Source organism: Streptomyces sp. enrichment culture (assembly GCF_964273255.1).
Taxonomy (GTDB): domain Bacteria; phylum Actinomycetota; class Actinomycetes; order Streptomycetales; family Streptomycetaceae; genus Streptomyces.
In genome coordinates this window covers 6,430,505-6,445,619 of record NZ_OZ186835.1, presented here as the reverse complement: position 1 = coordinate 6,445,619, position 15,115 = coordinate 6,430,505, and the positions used below count along the sequence as shown (strand labels likewise).

The following is a 15,115-nucleotide window of genomic DNA, read 5'->3' as shown; positions in this document are numbered from 1 at the left end:
GGCGCCCGGGCACGACCCCGTGCGCCGCCGGACCTGGGGACGACTGACGGAAAGCGGGCCCCGCGGGTACCCGCGGACCGGCACGCGCATGCGCGCCGCGCCGGGGTGAGAGCCGCACCGGAACGCGAGAAGCTGGAAACCGGGTCGGCGAGAGCGGCGGAAAATCGCCCCCGCGCGCGGTAGAACAAGGGAAGCCGGCAGCGCGAGGTGGTGCCGGCCCGAGCGGCGAAGGCGGGCATGGGATGAGTGCAGCCGGGGCATCCCCGGCCGGGGACGGCGGCCCGGAGCGGGGGCCGGTGCGCCCCAGCGGGCTGCTCGACGTGCTGGGCGTGGCCTCGGTGGTGCTGGACGCCGAGGGACGCGTCGTCCTGTGGAGCCCCCAGGCCGAGGAGCTCTTCGGGTACACGGTGCACGAGGCGCTGGGCCAGTACGCGGCCCGGATCATGGTGCACGAGAAGCACCTGGACCTGGTCGTCGACCTGTTCGCCGACGTGATGCGCACGGGGCAGAGCTGGGCGGGCGCGTTCCCCATCCGGCGCAAGGACGGCGGCACCCGCCTGGTGGAGTTCCGCAACATGCGGCTGCTGGACGACCAGGGCGAGGTCTTCGCCCTCGGCCTCGCCGTCGACCAGTCGACGGTGCGGCGGCTGGAGCAGGACGTGGCGCTGTCCACCCGGATCGTCGCCCAGTCCCCCATCGGGCTGGCGGTGCTCGACACCCGCCTGCGGTACGTGTCCGTCAACCCCGCGCTGGAACAGATCAACGGCATTCCGGCCGCGAAGCACCTGGGCCGCACGGTCCGCGAGGTGCTGCCCCAGCTGGACGTCGACGTCCTGGAGAACGCCGCCCGTCAGGTGCTGGACACCGGGCAGCCGGTCATCGACCGGTCCGCCGTCGGCCGCACACCGGCCGACCCGGACGAGGACCATGCCTGGACGGTGTCGCTGTACCGGCTGGAGAACGCCCTCGGCACGGTGCTCGGTGTCGCCCTGTCGGTGGTCGACGTCACCGAGCAGTACCGGGCCGGTGTCGAGGCCGAGGCGGCCCGGCGCCGGCTGGCCCTCATCGCCGACGCGTCGGCCCGTATCGGCACCACCCTGGACCTGGACCGCACGGCGCGCGAGCTGGCCGAGGTGGCGGTGCCGGAACTCGCCGACGTAGCCGCCGTGGACCTGCTGGACGCGGTGGTCCGCGGCCGCCGCAGCACCCTCGGCCCGGGGGAACCCGCGGTGATCCGGGCGCTGGCCGTCCAGGGCGACCGGGCCCCGGACGCGCTGCGGGCCGCCGACCCGCCGGGCGGCCTGGCCCGTTACGCGCCCGACCGGCTGGTCACCGAGTGCGTGCGCACGGCCCGGCCGGTGATGGTCCCGGTGGTGAAGGACGAGGACCTGCCGCGCATCGCCCGCTCCCCCGAGGCCGCCGAACTGCTCAGCCGGGCCGGCGTGCACTCGTACCTCGCCGTGCCGCTGATCGCGCGCGGCGAGGTGCTGGGCGCGCTGGACCTCAAGCGCTGCGGCAATCCGCTGCCGTTCGACGGCGACGACCTGCTGCTGGCGCGGGAACTGGCCTCCCGGGCGGCCGTGCAGATCGACAACGCCCGCTGGTACCAGAACGCCCGCGCCACCGCGCTGACCCTCCAGCGCAGTCTGCTGCCCAGCCTCCCGCCCCGCACGGGCGGGCTGGAACTCGCCTCCCGCTACCAGCCGGCGGGCGCCACCAGCGAGGTGGGCGGGGACTGGTTCGACGTGATCCCGCTGGCCGGCGACCGGACCGCGCTGGTCGTCGGGGACGTGATGGGCAGCGGCATCCCCGCCGCGGCCACCATGGGCCGGCTGCGGACCGCGACCAACACCCTGGCCTCCCTCAACCTGGAGCCGGCGGTGCTGCTGGAGCACCTGGACCGCATCTCCGGCGACCTCGACCAGGCGATCGCCACGTGCGTGTACGCCGTCCACGACCCCGCGCGGCGGCAGTGCCTGATCGCCAACGCCGGGCACCTGCCGCCGGTGCGGGTGCGCGACGGGGGCGTGCCGGAGCTGCTCGACCTGCCCACGGGGGTGCCGCTCGGGGTGGGCGGGGTGTCGTTCTCCACCACCGTCGTCGGCCTGGACCCGGGCGACCGGCTGGTGTTCTACACCGACGGGCTGGTGGAGACGCGCCGGCACCCGCTGGACGAACGGCTGGACCGGCTCCTCGGCCTGCTGGACTGTCCCGACCTGCCCCTGGAGGAGGTCTGCGACCTGCTCCTGCGCACCCTGCACGAGCCCGACAACTTCGACGACGTGGCCCTGCTCATCGCCCGGGCGACCGCCCCGGGCTGACCGCCCGCGTCCGGTTCGGCGGACCGCCCGGCGCGGGAGCGACCCCGATCACCACGTGGGCGTCCTCCTCCTCGGCCACGGCCGACCGGGTCCGCAGGCCGGCTGCGGTGAACGCCTCGGCCGCCGCGGGCGCCTGCCGGCGGCTCGTCTCGATCAGCAGGCACCCGCCGGGCGCCAGCCAGTCCGGGGCACCGGCGGCCACCCGGCGCAGCACGTCCAGGCCGTCCGCCCCGCCGTCGAGCGCCGTCCGCGGCTCGTGGTCGCGGGCCTCCGCGGGCAGCAGGCCGATCTCACCGGTGGGCACGTACGGCACGTTGGCGGCGAGCACGTCGACCCGGCCGCGCAGCCGGGGCGGGAGCGCGTCGAACAGGTCACCGGTGTGGACCCGGCCGCCGGTGCCGGCGAGGTTGCGCCGGGCGCAGCGCACGGCCGCCGGGTCGAGGTCGGCGGCGTGCAGCTCCACGTCCCCGAGTTCGGCGGCAAGGGCCGCGCCGACGGCACCCGAGCCGCAGCACAGGTCCACGACGACGGTGGCGTCCGGTGCCTGCTCGAGGGCCTGCGCCACCAGGAACTCGGTGCGCCGGCGCGGTACGAAGACGCCGGGCGCGACACCGATGCGGCGGCCGCGGAAGCCGGCCCAGCCGACGACCTGTTCGAGGGGCACCCCGCCGGCCCGGCGCCGGGCCAGCTCGGCGGCCTCCCGCCCGGTGCGCGCGGTCGCGAGGATGAGGTCGGCCTCGTCCTCGGCGAACACACAGCCCGCGGCCCGCAGTACGGCCACGACCGCGTCCCGGGAGGAGGGGCCGGTCGGCGGGGCGGGGGGCGGGAGCACCGGGCTCCCGGCGGGCGGCGGGACGAGGGGGGCCGGGCCGGCGGGCGGTGGGGCGGCCGGCGCGGGCGGTGCCGGACCGTTCCCGGTCGGCGGGCCGGCGGGCGGGGGCGGTGGGGTCACGGGCGGCTGGGGCGGCATGGCGGTGGGCCTTTCGAGAGCCGTGGGGCGCTCCCGCGGTCACCTACGACCGGTGATCCGCGTCGCTGCGAGGCGGGTGCGCCCGACCTGACTGAGCGGTGATCGGTCCCACCTCCCCCGGCTGCCGGGGCCGCGCCCGTGCGCGGCGGAGGGCCACAGTACCGGACGCCGCGCGGCCCCCGCACCGCCGCGACGATCACCCGCACCCCGTACCGTGGGACCCTGGAACACCCCGCACCCGCAACGGAACCACTGATCACGTGAACATCACCCGAGGCTTCACCGGCCGCCCCCGCGCGGCCGGTCCCGGCCTGCCGCCCGGCCAGTACGACGCCCGTGACACCTGGCCCGTGCTGTCCGCCGAGGTCACCCCGGACCTGGCCCCCGCCGACTGGACGTTCCGGGTCGACGGGCTGGTCGCCCGGCCGCGCACCTGGGACTGGGACGAGGCGCACGCCCTGCCGGCCTCGGCGTACGAGGGGGCCATCCACTGCGTGACGGGCTGGTCGAAGTTCGGGGTGCGGTTCGGGGGCGTGTCCCTGGACGCCTTCCTGGACGAGGTGCGGCCCCTGAACACCGCGAGCCACGTCGTCGCGTACGCGCACACCGGGTACACCGCGAGCCTGCCGCTGGCGGACGTGACCGGCGGGCGGGCCTGGATCGTCTGGGACGCCGACGGCGAGCCGCTCACGCCCGAGCACGGCGCCCCGGCGCGGCTGGTGGTCCCGCACCTGTACTTCTGGAAGAGCGTGAAGTGGGTCGCCGGCCTGCGCGTCCTGGACCGGGAGGAGCCGGGCTTCTGGGAGGGCAACGGCTACCACCCGCGGGGCAACCCGTGGCAGGAACAGCGGTACTCCGGTGACTGAGGCCGGGGTCCCGGGGGCCGCCCGGGAGCGCTTCGTGCCGCCGACACGGTTCGCCGTGCCCGGGCGGATCGCCGTGAACGAGCGGACCGCGTCCCGGTGGCGGACGGCGACGCTGACCCGGATCCGCCAGGAGACGCCGCGCGCGGCGACGTTCCGCTTCGCCGTGCCGGGCTGGTCCGCCCACGTGCCGGGCCAGCACCTGATGGTGCGGCTGACCGCCCCCGACGGCTACGTGGCCCAGCGGCACTACTCCATCGCCTCCGCGCCCGACGACCCTGGGCACGTCGAGCTGACCCTGGACCGGGTGGCGGACGGCGAGGTGTCGGGCTGGTTCCACACCGTGGCGCGGCCCGGTGACCGGGTCGAGATGCGGGGCCCGCTCAGCGGCTTCTTCGCCTGGCCCGGCGACCGGCCCGCGCTGCTGCTCGGTGCCGGGTCCGGGGTGGTGCCGCTGATGTCGATGGTGCGGCACCACCGGGCGCGGGGACTGTCCGTGCCGCTGCGCCTGCTGGTGTCGGCGCGCAGCCCCGAGGACCTGATCTACGCGCGCGAGTACGGCGCGGAGACCACCCCGGTGTTCACCCGGAGCGCCCCGCCGGGCGTGCCGGTGGGCCGGCTGACGGCCGGTCACCTCGCCCCGCTCCTGGCCGCGCCGCCGCCCGGCGGCTGGGAGGCGTACGTGTGCGGCTCCAACTCCTTCGCGGAGCACGCCGCCCGGCTGCTGGTGGCCTCCGGTCAGCCCGTGGACCGGATCCGCATCGAGCGCTTCGGCTGACGTCGGCCGTGCACCGCCGCCGGTCCGGGAGGCGGTCCGTTTCGGCGCGGTGCGCCCGGGCACTCCTGCGGAGGGCCGGCGGGCGGGTGCGCGGCCCGCGCCACGGGGGTCGCGGCGCGGTCCGCGCGCCCGCTGTCCGGCCCGGCGGCAGTGCGAGAAGACGTGACGACGGCTGACGACGGCTGGGGAGGCCGGGATGCGAACCCCGATGGTGAGGGGTCGGCTGCTGCGGGGCAGTGCGCTGCGGCGCCGGTCGGACGCCGTCGAGGCGTGGACGGCCCTGGTGGTCGCCGTGCTGGTGGCCGTGGGCGCCCCGCTCGCGGGCGTGGCCGCGGCCCGGTGGGCGTACGCCGACGCGCGGACCGCGGCGGCGGAGCAGCGCGCCGAACGGCAGCGGGTGGCCGTGGAGGTCACCGGCCGGGCCTCGGGCGCGCGCCCGGCCACCCTGGAGCGCGGCCACGCCTACCGGGCGACCGTGCGCTGGGCGGACCCGGACGGGGGCATGCGCGAGGCCGTGGCCCGGGTGCCCGCCACGGCGGGGGCGGGCGACCGGGTGCACGTGTGGTTCGACTCCCGGGGGCGCGACGTGGCGCCGCCGGCGGACGCCGGGTCGGCGTGGCAGCACGCCGTCGGCGTGGGCGGCTTCGCCGCGGGCGGTGCGGCGGCCGCGGTGCTGGTGGTCCACGCCGCCGTGCGGTCGGCGGCGATGCGCCGGCGGCTGGCCGAATGGGAGCGGGACTGGGCCCGCACGGAGCCCGAGTGGACCCGGCGCGGGCTCTGACCGGGTGGCCGGGCGGGCCCTGGCGCAGGCCCGCGCGACGCCCGTACGGTGTGATCGTTTGCGCGTACTTCGCTGACGGAGGCGGTTGTTGATGGCCCGGTTCGACCTTCCCCTCGACTCACTGCGCGAGTACCGCGGGTCCACGACGGAGCCCGGGGACTTCGACGCCTTCTGGTCGAAGACGCTCGCGGAGGCGCGGGCGCACGACCTGGACGCCCGTTTCGAGCCGGTCGGCACGGAGCTGTCCACGGTGCGGGTGTTCGACGTGACCTTCGCCGGGTTCGGCGGTCACCCGGTCAAGGGCTGGCTGACCCTGCCCGCCGGGGCCACCCGCCCGCTGCCGCTGGTGGTGGAGTTCATCGGCTACGGCGGGGGCCGCGGCCTGCCGCACGAGCACCTGTTGTGGGCGTCCACCGGCCGGGCGCACTTCGTGATGGACACCCGGGGCCAGGGCAGCGGCTGGGGCCCCTCGGAGGGCACCGCCGACCCGGTGGGCAGCGGTCCCGCCCACCCCGGGTTCATGACGCGCGGTCTCGACGCCCCGGAGAACTACTACTACCGCCGGGTGTTCACGGACGCGGTGCGGGCGGTGGAGGCGGCCCGCGCGCACCCGCTGGCGGACGCGGCCCGCACCGTGGTCGTGGGCTCCAGCCAGGGCGGCGGGCTCGCGCTGGCGGTGGGCGGCCTGGTGCCGGACCTGGCGGGTGTGGCACCGGACGTGCCGTTCCTGTGCGACTTCCCGCGCGCGGTGACGCTCACCGACCGCCCCCCGTACCGGGAGATCGCGCTGTTCCTCAGGACCCGGCCGGGCCGGACGGACGACGCGCTGCGCACCCTGGCCTACTTCGACGGGGTGCACTTCGCGTCCCGGGGCCGGGCGCCGGCGCTGTTCTCGGTGGCCCTGGAGGACCAGACGTGCCCGCCGTCGACGGTGTTCGCCGCGTTCAACTCCTGGGGGCACGAGGACAAGTCGATCGAGGTGTACGACTTCAACGACCACGAGGGCGGCGGTCCGTTCCACGAGGCGGTCAAGCTGCGCTGGATGCGCCCGTACGCCTGACCGGCCGTCCGGCGGGTGCGCGCCCCCGGGGGCCGGTGTGCCGCTCCCCGGCGGGCGCGTGCGTGCCGTGCCGCCGGGGCCACGCCCTTCCTCCTGGTCCGACCAGTCGGTATGTTCTGGGCTGCGCCGGGCCGCGTCGTCGGGGCCCGGGCTCCACGACGGCCACGGAGGGCCCATGTCCGAGCACGGGGTACTGGTTCACGGTCACTGCGATCCGCGCTTCGCGGCGGTGCGGGAGGCGTTCGAGGAGAACTTCCGGACGCGGGGGGAGCTGGGCGCGGCGGTGGCCGTGACGGTGGACGGCCGGACCGTGGCGGACCTGTGGGGCGGGTGGGCGGACGCGGCGCGCACGAGGCCCTGGGAGCGGGACACCGTGGTGAACGTGTGGTCCACGACCAAGGGCCCGGTGGCCCTGTGCGCGCACCTGCTGGCCGACCGGGGGCTGCTCGACCTGGACGCCCCGGTGGCCTCGTACTGGCCGGAGTTCGCGGCCGCGGGCAAGGAGGGCGTCCTGGTCCGCCACCTGCTGTCGCACCGGGCGGGCCTGGCGGGGCTGCGTGAGCCGCACACCCTGGAGCAGCTCTGCGACTGGGAGCTGACCACGCGGCGGCTCGCCGCGACGGAGCCCTGGTGGGAGCCCGGAACCCGGTCCGGCTACCACGCGCTGACGTACGGTCACCTGGTGGGCGAGGTCGTGCGGCGGGTGTCGGGGCTGCTGCCCGGCGCCTTCCTGGAGCGCGAGGTGACCGGCCCCCTGGGCATCGACTTCACGCTCGGCCGCCCGGAGAAGGACGCCGGGCGGATCGCCGAACTGGTGCAGGGCCCGGCCGTCCCGGGCGGGGAACGGGCCGCGCCCGCGGTCCGCCCGACGCCGGTCGTGCTCGCCGCACTGGCCAACCCGGTGGCGGGCGCGGCCGCCGCCAACACCGCGGCGTGGCGGGCGGCGGAGATACCGGCCGCCAACGGGCACGGCACCGCCCGGGCCGTCGCGGACCTGTACGGCCTCCTCATGGGGCGCGACCCGCGCGAGGGCCGCCGGCTGCTGTCGGCCGGGGCGGCGGAGCGGGTGCGCGAGGGGCAGGGCAGCTGCCGGGACCTGGTGCTCGGCGCGGGTTTCGAGCAGGACACCGAGATCGGGCTGGGGCTGTGGCTGAGCGGACCCAACGCCTCCTACGGCCCCAACCCGAGGGCTTTCGGACACGACGGCTTCGGCGGCTCGTGCGGGCTCGCGGACCCCGAGGCCGGGGTGTCGATGGGCTACGTGATGAACCGGATGGGGCCCCACATCGCCGACGACCCCCGCAAGACGGCCTTGATCGAGGCGGTCCACCAGGCCCTGTGAGGCGGGCGGCGTCCGGTGCGGTTTCGGCCGAAGTAGAGGATTGCTCTTCCCTGCTGGTTTAGACCAATGGTAGATGTGATGGCGCACCGAGCCCGAGCGCATACGGAACGTCACCACCAGGAGGCGCGGCATGACCCGCACCACCCCGCAGGACCCCCCGCCCGCCGAGGACGAACCCCTGTACCGGCGGATCGCGACGGAACTGCTCGGCGAGCTGCACGCCGGGACCATCCCGCCCGGTGAGCGGCTGCCGGGCGAGCGGCAGCTGGCGGGGCACTTCGGTGTCAGCCGGGAGACCGTACGGCAGGCGCTGGAGGTGCTGCGCCGCGACGGTCTGGTCGCCACCGACCGCCGGGGCAGCCACGCCACCCTGCCCGGCCTCCCGGTGGAGACACCCGCCTCCCTCACCTTCCCGGTCGGCGCGCGGTGCGCCGGACGGGAGGCGGCGACCCGGGCGACGGTCGCCTGGGAGCATCCGCCGCCCGGGCACGCCGAGGCCCTGGACCTGGCGCCGGCCCGGCCGACCCTGGTGCACCGCTACTGGTCGGCGTCGGCCGACGGGCGCGAGCAGCGGACCGCGGTGACATCGTTTTCCGCGACGGCGCTCGCCGAGGTCCCGGAGCTGGCCCGCTACCGCGGACGGGCCGACGGCAGCGCCGCCGAGCTGCGGCGCGCCTACGACTGGCTGCGCCGGGCCGGTCTCACCCTGCACCACCGCGACACCATCGCCCGGATCGCGGGCACGCCGTCGGTGCGGGTCACCCGGCGGGTGCACGACCAGTACGCCCGGCCGCTGGAGATCACCGAGCTGGTCGTCGACAGCCAGCAGGACGCCCTGGTCTACGAGTTCACGCTGCCGGCCGCCGTGTGACGAGGACTCCGGCGCCGGAATCCACGTCGGCCCCGGCGGCCGGCCGTGCATGAGGGGGACACGTCCCCGCGCGTCACTCCCGCGGGCGCACGCCGACGACCAGACGGACCCGCGGACTGCCGTCGGGCCGGCGGCCGAACTCGGGCAGCGGCTGGAACTCCACCCCGAACCCCGCCTCCTCCAGCGCCCGCACGAGGTCGCCGAAGCGCAGGGCCCGGTAGTACATGACGAACGGTGGGCGCCACAGGGCGTTGCGCACCCGCATCACCGTGTCGAAGCCGAGCAGGACGGCGTGGGCGGGCGTGCCGGGCCGGGGCGGGGCGACGACGGGGAGGGCGAACCGGCCGCCCGGCCGCAGCACCGAGTGGACCTGGGCGAACAGTCCGGGCACCTCGCGCGGGAGGAAGTGGCCGAGGGCCCCGAAGCTCACCACGAGGTCGAAGACCGGGCCGAACGGCAGGGCCCGGGCGTCGGCGCGCACCCAGCCCACCGGCGGCCCGCCGGGCCGGGTCCGCTCGCGTGCCACGGTCAGCATGCCGGCGCTGAAGTCGACGGCGGTGACGCTCTCCCGGCACAGCCGGGCGAGCACCTCCACGCCCGCGCCGGTGCCGCAGCACAGGTCGAGCCCCCGGTCGAAGGGTGCCGTCCGGGCCAGCGCCGAGGCGGTGGCGCGCAGCAGCCGGTCGGGGGTGCGGAAGGGGGTGTGGTCGAACTTCGGCGCGAGCAGGTCGTAGCCGTGCTCCACGGACGACAGCGCCTGGACGGCGAGTTCCCGCAACCGGGGGCCTTCGGGGCTGAACATCGGCTCAGCCTAGTCACTCCCGTGGGCTCCCGTGGTCCGTCCGGCGAGGGCGTCCGTCCGGGCCCGCGCTCACCCGTCCCAGCGGGCGGTCCCGGACGGTTCCGCGGTCCGCTCCCCGCGGCCGGCCAGGACCGTCAGGACCCGCTCGCACCAGCGCAGGTTCTCCTCCTCGAAGCCGATGCCGCCGAGCAGGGTGAGGTACGGGCCGATCCGGTCGGCGTCGCGGAGGTACTCCTCCTCGGTGCGGCCGTCCAGGAGGCGTTCGCGCACGCGCGCATAGCGGGCCAGTTTGCCCAGGGCCCAGTCCCTGCGCTCCTCGACGAGGGCCCGGGTCGCCTCCGGGGGGACCCCGTCCATGGCCTGGATCTTGATCAGCAGCTCGTCGCGGATGGCGGTGGGGCGCCGGGGCGGCGTCGCGGCGAAGTGGTCCAGCCCCGCGCGGCCCGCCTCGGTGAGGGAGAACATCCGCTTGTCCGGGCGGCGTTCCTGCCGGACCACCCGGGCCTCGATGAGCCCGTCACCGGCGAGCCGTTCGAGTTCCCGGTAGAGCTGCTGAGGGGTGGAGGCCCAGAAGTTGGCGAACGAGACGTCGAACAGCTTGGACAGTTCGTAGCCCGACGCCTCGCCCTCCAGGAGCGCGGCCAGCACGGCGTACCTGAGGGACATGTGGACATGGTAGCGACGAGTGATTAATCTCTTCCACACCTATTCAATTTGTTGACTATGAAGGAGCGCGATGCGCGCATTCCGCGAGGCGGTCGAGGCCCACGACCTGGACGCCGCCGTGGCCCTGCTGGCCGAGGACGTCGTCTTCACCAGCCCGGTGGTGTTCAAGCCCTACACCGGCCGGGCGATCACCGGCGCGATTCTGCGCGCGGTCGCCGAGGTCTTCGAGGACTTCCGCTACGTGCGCGCGATCGACGACGCCGGGGGCCGCGACCACGCCCTGGTCTTCACCGCGCGGGTCGGTGACCGGGAGATCGAGGGCTGCGACTTCCTCCACGTCGACGACGACGGACAGATCGACTCGTTCACCGTGATGGTCCGCCCCCTGTCGGGCGCGCAAGCGCTCGCGGCGGCCATGGGGGCGCGCTTCGACCAGATCGCCCAGCAGGCGGGGCAGGCGTCGGGCCCGGCCTGACACGCCCGGCCCGACGCGCGCGGGGCCGCCCCGGCCGGGCCCCCGGCCGGGCCCCCGGCCGGGCCCCCGTCCGGCCGCCCGGCGGGCGGCCCGGGGGCACCGCGCCCCGGTCGCTCCCCCGGGCCGCCCGCCGGGGAGGCCCGGCGTGCGGCATCCGGGTGCTCGGGACCCCCGTCCGGCCCGGGCAGCACGGTGCGGCTCCGGACGGTTTCTACGTTGGCGGAATGACGATCGGATTTGCTTCGCGGGCCCTCGCCGCCGGGTGCGCCCTCTGCACGGCCGGCCTGCTGGCGGCCGCGCCGGCCGCCGCCACCGCCCGCCCTGGCGGCGGCACGGACCCGCGACCGCCGGGCGGCCCGGCCACGGCCGCCACCGCCCCGGCGTCGCTGCTGTACCGGTCCGGTACCCAGGTCCGCCCCCGCGAGGGGGCCCCCGGCGTCCCCGACGTGTCCGCCCGGTCGTGGCTGGTGGCCGACGCCGACACCGGCGCGGTGCTCGCCGCGCACGACGCCCACCGGAAACTGCCGCCCGCCAGCACCCTCAAGGCCCTGTTCGCGCTCACCCTGCTGCCCAGCCTGCCGGGCGGGCTGCGCCACACGGTCAGCGCGAAGGAGCTGAAGGGGATCGGGGCCGGCAGCAGCCTGGTCGGGGTGGCCGAGGACCGCGCCTACCGGGTCTCCGACCTGTGGAACGGCGTGTTCCTCAGCTCCGGCAACGACGCCGTGCACGTCCTGTCCGCCCTCAACGGCGGGCGGCGGGCGACGGTGGAGCGCATGCAGGCCAAGGCGCGCGCCCTGGGGGCCCGTGACACCCGGGTGAAGTCGCCCGACGGCTACGACGCGCCCGGCCAGGTGTCCTCGGCCTTCGACCTGGCGGTGTTCGGCCGGGCGGGGCTGCGCAACCCCGACTTCGCCCGGTACTGCGCCCGCGCAGAGGCCCGCTTCCCCGGCCGGGACGGGGGCTCGTACGGGATCCTGAACACCAACCGGCTGCTCACCGGCGCGGACGGGGTCAAGCCCTACCGGGGCCTGGTGGGGGTCAAGAACGGCTACACCACGCACGCCGGCCACACACTGATCGCGGCGGCACGCCGGGACGGGCGCACCCTGGTGGTGACGGTGATGAACCCCCGCTCGGGCGGGACGCACGCCGTCTACGAGGAGGCGCGCTCCCTGCTCGACTGGGGGTTCGGGGCGGCCGGCCGGGTCGACCCGGTCGGTTCGCTCGACGCCCGGCGGGCCGGGGACCCCACCGAGGCCGCCGTGGCGGCGGGCCCTCAGGCCCGCCCCGTCGGGGCCGCCGCGGCCGGGGACGGGGGCGGCACACCCGACCGTCCGGTGGCGTGGACCGTCGCCGGCGCCGCGCTGCTGGGGGCGGCGGCCGTGGCGCTGGTGCTGCGCCTCCTCTTCGGTCCGGTCCCGCGCGACTGAGCCGCGCCGCCGGGCCCCGCCGCTTCCGGGTCCGGGGCTCCCCCGCTCAGAACACCGACAGGCCGGTCAGGGTGGTGAAGCGGTCCAGGGCGGCCACGCCCGCCACCGAGTTGCCGTGCTCGTCCAGGCCCGGGCTCCAGACGCACAGGGTGCAGCGGCCGGGCACGACGGCGATGATGCCGCCGCCCACCCCGCTCTTGCCCGGCAGGCCCACCCGGTACGCGAAGTCCCCGGCCGCGTCGTAGGTCCCGCAGGTCAGCATCACGGCGTTGACCTGCTTGGCCTGGCTGCGGCTGAGCAGGCGGGTGCCGTCGGCGCGGACGCCGTGCCGGGCCAGGAAGGAGGTGGCCGGCGCCAGATCCGCGCAGGACGCGGCGACGGAGCACTGCCGGAAGTACTGGTCGAGCAGGACCGGCACGGGGTTGTCGATGTTGCCGTAGGACGCCATGAAGTGGGCGAGGGCGGCGTTGCGGTTGCCGTGGGCGTCCTCGGAGGCGGCGATCTCCAGGTCGAAGTCCAGGCCGGGGTTGCCGCTCTCGGCGCGCAGCAGGGCGAGCAGTTCCCCGGCCGCGTCCCCGGTCCGGGTGTGCAGCCGGTCGGTGACGACGAGGGCGCCCGCGTTGATGAACGGGTTGCGCGGGATGCCGTCCTCGTACTCCAGCTGCACCAGTGAGTTGAAGGGATTGCCGGACGGCTCGCGGCCGACGTGCTCCCACAGGACGTCCCCCTCCCGGGCCAGCACCAGGGCCAGGGTGAAGACCTTGGTGATCGACTGCGCCGAGAAGGGCTCCCGCCAGTCCCCCACCCCGTACACCGTGCCGTCCAGTTCGGCGACGGCCATGCCGAAGCGGCGCGGGTCGCGGGCCGCGAGCGCCGGGATGTAGTCGGCGGGAGCGCCCCGGCCGGGCGTGCGCCCGATCTCGTCGGCGATGCGCTCCAGCACCGGCAGGAAGGTCATGGACGTGGTCATGATCCCCATTGTGGACGCTCCCCCGCGCGCCGCCCTACGCCCACAGCAGGCGGGCCAGCGCGGCGCCCGCGAAGGCGGCGCCCGTGCCGGTCACGACGCTCGCCGTGACGTTGGCGGCCGCGAGGAGCCGGTCGCCGGACTCCGCCAGCCGGAGGGTCTCGTGGGAGAAGGTCGAGTACGTGGTGAGGGCCCCGCACAGGCCGGTGCCGAGCAGCAGCCCGAGCCGGGGGCCGGCGGCACCGGCGGCGATCGCGCCGGTGAGCAGGCCGAGGACCAGGCAGCCGGTGACGTTGACGAGGAACGTCCCCCACGGGAACGACGCGTTCCGCCGGGACCGCACCGCCTGGTCGGTGAGGTGCCGCAGGACGGCGCCGGCCATGCCGCCCAGGACGACGAGCAGCCAGGTCACGACGACGCTCCCGACCCGGAGGGCCCGGCGGTCCCCGGGACGGAGCGGAGACCGGGGCGGGGCACCCGCAGGGCACGGCGGGTCGCGGCGGTGGCCGTCCATACGGCGGCCAGCGCGACGACCGGGGTGCCCGCGAGGAGCGCGAGCGCGGGGCCCGCCCGCCCCGACTCCAACAGCTGCACGCCGCCCACGGCGTACGTGGAGAAGGTGGTGAAGCCGCCGAGGAAACCGGTCCCGAGGAACGGCCGGACGAGCGGGTGGACGGTGCGGGCCTCGGTGACGGCCACCATGAGCACCCCGATCAGGGCGCAGCCGAGGACGTTGACCCCCAGGGTGGTCCACGGGAAGTGGTCCGGCGCGCCGGGCCGCCACAGCGCGGCCGCGTGGCGCGCGGCGGCGCCGGCCGCTCCGCCGAGGGCGACGGCGGCCAGGACCGGGAAGCCGGCCGTCCGCACGGCCCGGCCGGGTCGTGTGCTGGGCGGGGGTGTCACCGGGGATGCGTCTCCTACTCGCGGGCGGCCCGGACGTCGCCGGGTACGGTCATGAGCAGGGACCGTCGGCGGCGGTGCCGCGGTTCGGGACGGCGGGCCCCACCGCCGTGCCGTGGGCGGGCCCACGGCGGCCTTCAGGGTAACGCGGCGGACCGGGGGGTCGGCGTCCGGCGGGAAGGGCGGGCCGGCACCAGGGCCGGGCAGCGGGTTGCCGGGCTCCGGTCCGCCGGGCAACGGACTGCCGGCCAGCGAACTGCCGAACACCGGACTGCCAGGCACCGGACTGCCGGCCAGCGAACTGCCGAGCACCGGACTGCCGTGGCGCCTCACCGGGACCGGTGACACGCGCCCCGCCGGCGCACTGCCGCGCAGCAGGCGAGCAGGCCGGCCGGGGTGCGGCGTGCGGGGCGCTACCAGCCCTTCTCGACCAGGCGCGCCACCTCGGCGATCCGTACCTCGTCACGCCGGTAGCGGGGGTCGCCCTCGGAGCGGTCGACGTGCAGCAGGCCGAGCGCGGCGAGCAGGCGGAGGTGGGTGAGGGCCACCGGGCCGGGCATCCGGAACCGTGCCGCGACGGCGTCGGCGGTGGCGCCGTTCCCGGCGAGTGCGGAGTGCTTGAGCCACATCAGGATGTGCAGCCGTGTCCCGTCGACGGGAGTCCTCAGCATGTCGTCCACCTCCACCGCGGATGCCGCTCTGCGGGCTCCTCCACTGTCGCGCAGTCGGGGTCCCGCTGTCCGCGACTCGGGCCCGCTTTGGCGGATCAACGCCGTTGCTGGGTACCCAAGTTGGCCGGTGTGGCCCTCATCGGGCCCCGGAGCCGCACGGGCCGGACGACCTCCCCGCGACGCGGGCGGCGGTGCGGCGCACCGCGACCCGCCGGCGG

At 76.4% G+C, this 15,115-nt stretch carries 16 protein-coding genes; 9 read left to right on the top strand and 7 right to left on the bottom strand.

Going from position 1 to position 15,115, the window contains the following annotated elements:
• The first annotated feature begins 242 nt into the window (after window positions 1-242).
• The gene (locus ACSU53_RS28190; protein WP_437032240.1) at window positions 243-2,321 is read left to right on the top strand and encodes a SpoIIE family protein phosphatase; all 2,079 of its coding nucleotides are present in this window, start codon (window positions 243-245) and stop codon (window positions 2,319-2,321) included.
• On the opposite strand, the gene ACSU53_RS28185 is transcribed toward ACSU53_RS28190, so the two are convergent.
• Window positions 2,293-3,102 (bottom strand): putative protein N(5)-glutamine methyltransferase, encoded by an 810-nt coding sequence (locus tag ACSU53_RS28185; RefSeq protein WP_437032239.1) that lies wholly within the window; start codon window positions 3,100-3,102, stop codon window positions 2,293-2,295. The genes ACSU53_RS28190 and ACSU53_RS28185 overlap by 29 nt on opposite strands.
• 449 nt (window positions 3,103-3,551) lie before the next feature.
• Here ACSU53_RS28185 and ACSU53_RS28180 point away from each other — a divergent pair, with 449 nt between their 5' ends.
• From ACSU53_RS28180 to ACSU53_RS28155, 6 genes are all read left to right on the top strand, one after another.
• Window positions 3,552-4,157: a sulfite oxidase-like oxidoreductase gene (locus ACSU53_RS28180; RefSeq protein WP_437032237.1), complete on the top strand. Its 606-nt coding sequence runs from the start codon at window positions 3,552-3,554 to the stop codon at window positions 4,155-4,157.
• 34 nt (window positions 4,158-4,191) lie between these two features.
• On the top strand, window positions 4,192-4,932 hold the full coding sequence (locus ACSU53_RS28175; protein ID WP_437032235.1) for a ferredoxin reductase: 741 nt from the start codon (window positions 4,192-4,194) through the stop codon (window positions 4,930-4,932).
• Window positions 4,933-5,128: 196 nt separating this feature from the next.
• On the top strand, window positions 5,129-5,713 hold the full coding sequence (locus ACSU53_RS28170; protein ID WP_437032233.1) for an Rv1733c family protein: 585 nt from the start codon (window positions 5,129-5,131) through the stop codon (window positions 5,711-5,713).
• Window positions 5,714-5,804: 91 nt separating this feature from the next.
• On the top strand, window positions 5,805-6,773 hold the full coding sequence (locus ACSU53_RS28165; protein WP_437032231.1) for an acetylxylan esterase: 969 nt from the start codon (window positions 5,805-5,807) through the stop codon (window positions 6,771-6,773).
• A gap of 175 nt (window positions 6,774-6,948) precedes the next feature.
• On the top strand, window positions 6,949-8,115 hold the full coding sequence (locus ACSU53_RS28160) for a serine hydrolase domain-containing protein (RefSeq protein WP_437032229.1): 1,167 nt from the start codon (window positions 6,949-6,951) through the stop codon (window positions 8,113-8,115).
• Window positions 8,116-8,245: 130 nt separating this feature from the next.
• Window positions 8,246-8,986: a GntR family transcriptional regulator gene (locus tag ACSU53_RS28155; protein WP_437032227.1), complete on the top strand. Its 741-nt coding sequence runs from the start codon at window positions 8,246-8,248 to the stop codon at window positions 8,984-8,986.
• Window positions 8,987-9,059: 73 nt separating this feature from the next.
• On the opposite strand, the gene ACSU53_RS28150 is transcribed toward ACSU53_RS28155, so the two are convergent.
• Window positions 9,060-9,788: a class I SAM-dependent methyltransferase gene (locus ACSU53_RS28150; protein ID WP_437032225.1), complete on the bottom strand. Its 729-nt coding sequence runs from the start codon at window positions 9,786-9,788 to the stop codon at window positions 9,060-9,062.
• A gap of 69 nt (window positions 9,789-9,857) precedes the next feature.
• Complete coding sequence (locus ACSU53_RS28145) at window positions 9,858-10,454, bottom strand: PadR family transcriptional regulator (RefSeq protein ID WP_437032223.1); 597 nt, start codon at window positions 10,452-10,454, stop codon at window positions 9,858-9,860.
• A 70-nt stretch (window positions 10,455-10,524) separates the two neighbouring features.
• On the opposite strand from ACSU53_RS28145, the gene ACSU53_RS28140 reads away from it, so the two are divergent.
• Together ACSU53_RS28140 and ACSU53_RS28135 are read left to right on the top strand one after the other, a co-directional pair.
• Window positions 10,525-10,929, top strand: a complete 405-nt coding sequence (locus ACSU53_RS28140) for a nuclear transport factor 2 family protein (RefSeq protein ID WP_437032222.1) — start codon at window positions 10,525-10,527, stop codon at window positions 10,927-10,929.
• Window positions 10,930-11,153: 224 nt separating this feature from the next.
• Complete coding sequence (locus ACSU53_RS28135; RefSeq protein WP_437032220.1) at window positions 11,154-12,359, top strand: D-alanyl-D-alanine carboxypeptidase family protein; 1,206 nt, start codon at window positions 11,154-11,156, stop codon at window positions 12,357-12,359.
• Window positions 12,360-12,405: 46 nt separating this feature from the next.
• Here ACSU53_RS28135 and ACSU53_RS28130 read toward each other — a convergent pair whose 3' ends face one another.
• From ACSU53_RS28130 to ACSU53_RS28115, 4 genes are all read right to left on the bottom strand, one after another.
• The gene (locus tag ACSU53_RS28130; protein ID WP_437032219.1) at window positions 12,406-13,338 is read right to left on the bottom strand and encodes a glutaminase; all 933 of its coding nucleotides are present in this window, start codon (window positions 13,336-13,338) and stop codon (window positions 12,406-12,408) included.
• A 25-nt stretch (window positions 13,339-13,363) separates the two neighbouring features.
• Window positions 13,364-13,738 (bottom strand): fluoride efflux transporter CrcB, encoded by a 375-nt coding sequence (gene crcB, locus ACSU53_RS28125; protein ID WP_437032217.1) that lies wholly within the window; start codon window positions 13,736-13,738, stop codon window positions 13,364-13,366.
• A complete protein-coding gene (locus ACSU53_RS28120) occupies window positions 13,735-14,229 on the bottom strand; it encodes a fluoride efflux transporter FluC (protein ID WP_437032215.1) in 495 nt (164 codons plus the stop codon). The genes crcB and ACSU53_RS28120 overlap by 4 nt, the downstream gene beginning before the upstream one ends.
• Window positions 14,230-14,639: 410 nt before the next feature.
• Window positions 14,640-14,897, bottom strand: a complete 258-nt coding sequence (locus ACSU53_RS28115) for an ArsR family transcriptional regulator (protein ID WP_437032213.1) — start codon at window positions 14,895-14,897, stop codon at window positions 14,640-14,642.
• Between the last annotated feature and the right edge of the window lie 218 nt (window positions 14,898-15,115).

Coding starts and splice junctions, on each gene's coding strand:
- ACSU53_RS28190 (WP_437032240.1), top strand. CDS start 243: ATGAGTGCAGCCGGGGCATCCCCGGCCGGGGACGGCGGCCCGGAGCGG.
- ACSU53_RS28170 (WP_437032233.1), top strand. CDS start 5,129: ATGCGAACCCCGATGGTGAGGGGTCGGCTGCTGCGGGGCAGTGCGCTG.
- ACSU53_RS28165 (WP_437032231.1), top strand. CDS start 5,805: ATGGCCCGGTTCGACCTTCCCCTCGACTCACTGCGCGAGTACCGCGGG.
- ACSU53_RS28160 (WP_437032229.1), top strand. CDS start 6,949: ATGTCCGAGCACGGGGTACTGGTTCACGGTCACTGCGATCCGCGCTTC.
- ACSU53_RS28155 (WP_437032227.1), top strand. CDS start 8,246: ATGACCCGCACCACCCCGCAGGACCCCCCGCCCGCCGAGGACGAACCC.
- ACSU53_RS28150 (WP_437032225.1), bottom strand. CDS start 9,788: ATGTTCAGCCCCGAAGGCCCCCGGTTGCGGGAACTCGCCGTCCAGGCG.
- ACSU53_RS28145 (WP_437032223.1), bottom strand. CDS start 10,454: ATGTCCCTCAGGTACGCCGTGCTGGCCGCGCTCCTGGAGGGCGAGGCG.
- ACSU53_RS28140 (WP_437032222.1), top strand. CDS start 10,525: ATGCGCGCATTCCGCGAGGCGGTCGAGGCCCACGACCTGGACGCCGCC.
- ACSU53_RS28135 (WP_437032220.1), top strand. CDS start 11,154: ATGACGATCGGATTTGCTTCGCGGGCCCTCGCCGCCGGGTGCGCCCTC.
- ACSU53_RS28130 (WP_437032219.1), bottom strand. CDS start 13,338: ATGGGGATCATGACCACGTCCATGACCTTCCTGCCGGTGCTGGAGCGC.
- ACSU53_RS28115 (WP_437032213.1), bottom strand. CDS start 14,897: ATGCTGAGGACTCCCGTCGACGGGACACGGCTGCACATCCTGATGTGG.